Origin of the sequence: Cryobacterium sp. RTC2.1 (assembly GCF_035018685.1) — a bacterium.
Classification (GTDB): Bacteria; Actinomycetota; Actinomycetes; order Actinomycetales; family Microbacteriaceae; genus Cryobacterium; species Cryobacterium glucosi.
This window is the reverse complement of the sequence record NZ_JASJXJ010000210.1, coordinates 1-5,435: the sequence shown is the minus strand read 5'-3', so window position 1 is coordinate 5,435 and position 5,435 is coordinate 1. Positions and strand designations below refer to the sequence as shown.

6 protein-coding genes are annotated in these 5,435 nt (G+C 69.5%); 3 read left to right on the top strand and 3 right to left on the bottom strand.

Translation table 11 applies throughout. From position 1 onward, the window contains the following. The first annotated feature begins 251 nt into the window (after positions 1 to 251). Positions 252 to 680 carry a DUF1761 domain-containing protein gene (locus QN357_RS17715; protein ID WP_166787384.1) on the top strand — a complete coding sequence of 143 codons (429 nt, stop codon included), beginning with the start codon at positions 252 to 254 and terminating at the stop codon, positions 678 to 680. A 38-nt stretch (positions 681 to 718) separates the two neighbouring features. Next, the gene (locus QN357_RS17710; protein WP_134449516.1) at positions 719 to 1,084 is read left to right on the top strand and encodes a zinc ribbon domain-containing protein YjdM; all 366 of its coding nucleotides are present in this window, start codon (positions 719 to 721) and stop codon (positions 1,082 to 1,084) included. Between the two features lie 32 nt (positions 1,085 to 1,116). Here QN357_RS17710 and QN357_RS17705 read toward each other — a convergent pair whose 3' ends face one another. The 3 genes from QN357_RS17705 to QN357_RS17695 all read right to left on the bottom strand — a co-directional run bounded on the left by QN357_RS17705 (position 1,117) and on the right by QN357_RS17695 (position 3,645). After that, positions 1,117 to 2,559 carry an FAD-binding oxidoreductase gene (locus QN357_RS17705; protein WP_134559093.1) on the bottom strand — a complete coding sequence of 481 codons (1,443 nt, stop codon included), beginning with the start codon at positions 2,557 to 2,559 and terminating at the stop codon, positions 1,117 to 1,119. 122 nt (positions 2,560 to 2,681) lie between these two features. After that, positions 2,682 to 3,182: a DUF2231 domain-containing protein gene (locus QN357_RS17700; protein WP_322136192.1), complete on the bottom strand. Its 501-nt coding sequence runs from the start codon at positions 3,180 to 3,182 to the stop codon at positions 2,682 to 2,684. Between the two features lie 112 nt (positions 3,183 to 3,294). Next, positions 3,295 to 3,645 carry a LysR family transcriptional regulator gene (locus QN357_RS17695; protein WP_134449519.1) on the bottom strand — a complete coding sequence of 117 codons (351 nt, stop codon included), beginning with the start codon at positions 3,643 to 3,645 and terminating at the stop codon, positions 3,295 to 3,297. 92 nt (positions 3,646 to 3,737) lie between these two features. On the opposite strand from QN357_RS17695, the gene QN357_RS17690 reads away from it, so the two are divergent. Further along, the gene (locus tag QN357_RS17690) at positions 3,738 to 5,414 is read left to right on the top strand and encodes an ABC-F family ATP-binding cassette domain-containing protein (protein WP_323505289.1); all 1,677 of its coding nucleotides are present in this window, start codon (positions 3,738 to 3,740) and stop codon (positions 5,412 to 5,414) included. Positions 5,415 to 5,435 lie beyond the last annotated feature (21 nt).

Genomic DNA, 5,435 nt, shown 5'->3' with positions numbered 1-5,435 from the left:
GTGCATCCCCCATCACAGGGACGACGAAAATCACCCCTGACCAGAAGCTTCGCACGTCTTCCCTCTCCTGTCACTGTGAGGGATCCAGCCCGGACCGGTGGGAAGGATCGGTTCCGGGATCGAGACACGCGGCGCCTGCTGCCGGTCACCACGATCGCCGACGGCGAACGGAAGCCCAGTACCGGTAGCCGCGGACATCCGCTTGTCGATACAGTCGAGTTCTTCGCGCCGGACGACCGATAGGAACGATTGTGGACCTGACCCACCTCAACTGGCTGGCGATTCTGGCCGCCACCGTCGCCGCCTTCATCGCGGGCGGCATCTGGTTCGGCCCGAAGACGTTCTTCCCGCTCTGGTGGAAACTGATGGGCAAGGACCCGGCGGCGGTGCCGGGCGCCGCCAGCAACATGGCCGTCGTCTTCGGTGCGACGGCCGTCGCCGCGTTCGTCGAAGCCGTCAGCGTCGCCGTCGTGATCTCGTTCGTCGCGCCCGCCACTCCCGGTTTCGGCCCGCTCCAGGGCGCACTCACCGGCTTCCTGCTCGGCATCGGGCTCGCCGCTGCCTCGTCGCTCTCGCACCGGCTCTTCGCCGGGGCCGGATTCCGGGTCTGGCTGATCGAGGTCTCGAGCGACGTGCTCAATCTCACGATCATGGGCCTGATCATCGGGAGCTGGCGCTAACCGCCTGATGCTCGACCCCGCTCGACTACGGTGGGGAAGTGACCGATACCCTGCCCCCGTGCCCCGAATGTTCCAGCGACCTCGCCTACGAGATGGGCGCACTGCTCGTCTGCCCGCTGTGCGGGCACGAATGGGCCGCGGCCGACGTGAGCCTGACGGCCGACCCGGGTGACGCATCCGCCGAGCGCGTGATCACGGATGCCTTCGGAACCGTCCTCGCGGACGGCGACACCGTCACCGTGATCAAGGACCTCAAGGTCAAGGGCAGCTCGACCGTGGTGAAGGTCGGCACGAAGGTGCGCGGCATCCGCCTGGTCGACGGCGTCGGCGACCACGACATCGACTGCAAGATCGACGGCGTCGGAGCGATGCAGCTGAAGTCGAGCGTGGTCAAGAAGGCCTGACCCGAGGCCACGCAAGGTCACGCGACGACCGGTCAGTCCTCGACGCTCGTGACGCCTCCCTCCTGGACCCCCGGAGCCTGGGTGCCGGCGGACGGGGCACTGACGCGCGGACTGATGTTCTGATTGACGCGGAACACGTTGTCCGGGTCGTAGACGGCCTTCACCTCCGCGAGCCGCTCGTAGTTCGGCCCGTAGTTCTGCGCGATCCTGCCCTGATCGTCGGCGTCCATGAAATTGATGTAGCCGCCGGGCTCGGCAAAGGGGTGCAGCGCCTCCCAGTAGTCCCGAACCCAGCGGATGTTCGCCGCATTGTCCGCGGGGTCGTGCCACATCCCGGCGATGACCGGCGCGAAGTCCACGTTCCGGTAGGGGAATGCCGTCGCCCCCGGTGCGACCCGCTGCACCGCCCCGTCGATCGGGTAGTAGTGGTTCGCGGACTCCATGCTCGGGATCCGGCTGCCGAAGTCGACGGCGACCCGCAGCGCGTCATCGCTCAGGGAGGCGAGGAAGTCCGCCTTCCAGTACGCCTGCATGCCCTTCGGCAGCATCGGGTCGAACAGACCGTTCAGCACGGGGTACGGGAGCGGCCCGACAAACGAACCGGCGACGGGCGCGGCGTCGAGGATCGGCTGCCAGCGCTTCTCGCCCTCGTCGAGGGGTCCGGTCCAGGCGCCGACGATGACGCAGACGGGTTGACCGTGCCACTGCTCGGGCAGGAACGGCACCGGCGGTCCCTGGTGGAACCCGAGGAACACGCCGAACTCCTCCGGGGCGTTCGCGATGAAATCCCGGTAGAAGCGGCCGACGGTGTCTGCCTCCGCCGCGGGGTAGATCACCAGGCCCCCGTAGATGGTGGAGACCGGGTGCAGCCGGAACTCGAGCGAGGTGACCACTCCGAAGTTACCGCCCCCGCCGCGCAGCGCCCAGAACAGGTCCGCGTTCTCGGTTTCACTCGCCACGAGGAACCGTCCGTCCGCGGTCACGACATCGGCGGAGAGCAGGTTGTCACACGACAATCCGAATTGCCGCGAGAGGTACCCGATTCCGCCGCCGAGGGTGAGCCCGGACACGCCCGTCGAGCCGATGATCCCGCCGGTCGTTGCGAGGCCGAAGGCGTGGGTCGCGTGGTTGAAGTCCGCCCAGGTCGCCCCGGGCCCGGAACGTGCCGTTTCCGCGGCCGGATCGACCCGAACACCGGTCTGCGCGACGAAGTCGATGACGAGGCCGCCGTCGACCGTGCCGAACCCGGGGGCGCTGTGCCCGCCGCCGCGAACGGCGACGGGGAGTTCGTGTTCCCTGGCGAACGCGACGCTCGTCATCACGTCGGCGACCTGCGAGGGCCTGACGACGACGGCCGGACGTTTGTTGATCATCCCGTTGTAGACGGCTCTCGCGTCGTCGTACCCCGGGTCGTCAGGTCCGATCACGGATCCGCGGACTCGTTCACGCAGAGAGTCAAGGGTGAAGGGTGCCATGATTCCTCCTTTGGACGGCATGCCCGGAACCGGTCCGGGCCCTCACGGCGTCCGTAGTACACCCATCGCGGGCCGTGGTCAAGGCACCGCAGGAGGGTGGGAATCAGGCCCGTCGGCCGTCCCTACTTCGTGCCGTCGACGACCGGCGACCACACGGCCCTGGCGCCGGAATCGCCCACGACGACGACCGAAACGACGGATCCGACGCTCGTCAGGGCCACTGCGACAGCGAGTACGACTGTCAGGGCCGTGCGGGTTCCCGGGGAGGGGATCCGGGCGCCGTACTTCTGCCCGGTCCCGAAATACCGGAACCACAGCCACTGGGCCGCAGCCACGAGAAACAGCCCGAAGACCCACGGCCGCACGGTCTCGCCGATGGCGACGTGCGCCCCGCTCAGCGCGGTCGGGGTGATGATCTGCGCCAGGGCCTCCCCGGCTTGCACGGTCAGCAGGGTCGCGCCGAGCGCGGCGAACGCGAGCAGCGGCGTGACGATGCCGAGCCGCCGCCGGGCGGCCGGCCAGACCAGAGTCAGGATCGCGCACAGGGCGGCAAGAGGGATCAGGATCACGCTCGCGTGCACGAGAAGTGGGTGCAGGGGAAGCCCGGCGATCACCCAGTTCATGCGGAAGCCATCCGCTGGACGGACTCTGAATCGATTCGCCGTGGTTCTCTGATGATCGTGCCCTTCCTCGGGGTGGACGAGACCACCCTATCGGGCGGGCCGGTCACGCCGCTCAGCGGGACTGGCGGCGCCCCTTGGGCTTCGGCGCGCCCTTGACCGCGGGTGCCCGGCCCTGGCCCTTGGAGGCTTTCGCCTTGCCGCCGGCCTTCGCCGGCTTCTGCGGGGCTGCTGCTGCAGCGGGCTTCCGCACCACGGGACGCGCGACCTCGAGCAGCTCGAGTCCGGCGCTCGTCAGGGTGGGCACGTCGTCGACGGTGACGAACAGTTCGCCGCCGACCTCCTCCTCGAGCTTCCTGATGGAGATCAGGAGGGTGGCGCGGGTCATGTTGAGGGTCTTCGCCGCGGCACCCCAGTTAGTGGCTTCGGCGGTCGTGACGAAACGCCGGAGCAGGGTGGTGTCCACAAGAAAGCCCTTCGAACTGCCGCCGTGCCGGTCACGGGACAGTAACAGGCTACGCGGTGCCGGGAGAACAGGTGCAATGAGACCATGGAGTAATGACCGCAACGCTCGTGGCCAAGGGCCTCGCCGGCGGGTACGCGCACCGTACCCTTTTCGATTCACTCGACCTCACCGTCGCGCCCGGCGACGTCGTCGGGGTGGTCGGGGTCAACGGCTCCGGCAAGTCGACGCTGCTGCGGCTGCTCGCCGGCCGGCTCGCCCCGCAGGCCGGCAGCGTCGGACTCTCCCCGGCGGATGCCTTCGTCGGCTGGTTGCCGCAGGAGCCGGACCGCAGGCCGGGCGAATCGATCGCGGACTACATCGGCCGCCGCACGGGCTGCGCCGACGCGAGCCGCGAGCTCGATGCCGCCGCCGCCCTGCTCGCGGGTGAGGCGACCGTCGGCGATGGCGGCGCCGGCGGTGGCCCCGACGGACGCGATCCCGGCGACGTCTACTCCGCTGCCCTCGATCGCTGGCTCGCGAGCGGCGCCGCCGACCTCGACGAGCGGATGCCCGCCCAGCTCGCCGACCTCGGGCTCAGCCTCGCCGCCGACGCGGCGATGACCTCGCTCTCCGGCGGTCAGGCCGCCCGGGTGGGCTTGGCGGCCCTGCTGCTCAGCCGCTTCGACGTCGTGCTGCTCGACGAGCCCACGAACGACCTCGACCTCGACGGACTCGAACGGCTCGAGGCCTTCGTGCACGGACTCAGGGGCGGGGTCGTGCTCGTCAGCCACGACCGGGAATTCCTGGCCCGCTGCGTCACCCGGGTGCTCGAACTCGATCTCGCCCAGGGCGCCAACCGGGTCTTCGGCGGCGGCTACGACTCCTACCTCGAGGAGCGCGAAACCGACAGGAGGCACAAGCGCGAACACTATGAGGAGTTCGCCGAGAAGAAGGCCGACCTCGTCGGCCGGGCCCGCGTCCAGCGGGAGTGGTCGAGCCAGGGCGTGCGCAACGCGATGAAGAAGTCGCCGGACAACGATAAGATCCGGCGGAAGGCATCCGCTGAATCGAGCGAGAAGCAGGCGCAGAAGGTGCGGCAGATGGAGAGCCGGATCAAACGCCTCGACGAGGTCGAGGAACCGCGCAAGGAATGGCAGCTCGACTTCACGATCGGCGAGGCGCCGCGGTCGGGCGCGGTCGTCGCGACCCTCAACGAGGCCGTCTTCCGCCGGGGCGTGTTCACCCTCGGGCCGGTGTCGCTCCAGGTCAACGCGGGCGAACGGATCGGCATCACCGGGCCGAACGGCGCGGGCAAGACCACCCTGCTGGGCGCCCTCCTCGGCCGCTCGGTTCCGGACAGCGGCACCGCGAGCGTTGGCGCGAGCGTACGGATCGGCGAGATCGACCAGGCCAGGTCATTGCTGCTGGGTTCCCGGCCGCTCGCCGAGGGCTTCGAGGAGCTTGTGCCCGACCTCTCGACGGCGGAGGTACGCACCCTGCTCGCCAAGTTCGGGCTCAAGGCCGATCACGTCACCCGGCCGGCGGGCGAGTTGTCGCCGGGGGAGCGCACCCGCGCGGCCCTCGCCCTGCTCCAGGCCCGCGGCGTCAACCTGCTCGTGCTCGACGAACCGACGAACCACCTCGACCTCGCCGCGATCGAGCAGCTCGAGCAGGCGCTCGCGGGGTACACCGGCACGCTCCTCCTGGTCACCCACGACCGGCGGATGCTTGCCACGGTCCACACCGACCGGCACTGGAAGGTCGTCGCAGGCACCGTCACCGAATCCTGACCCTCGCGCTCCGGGAGGGGA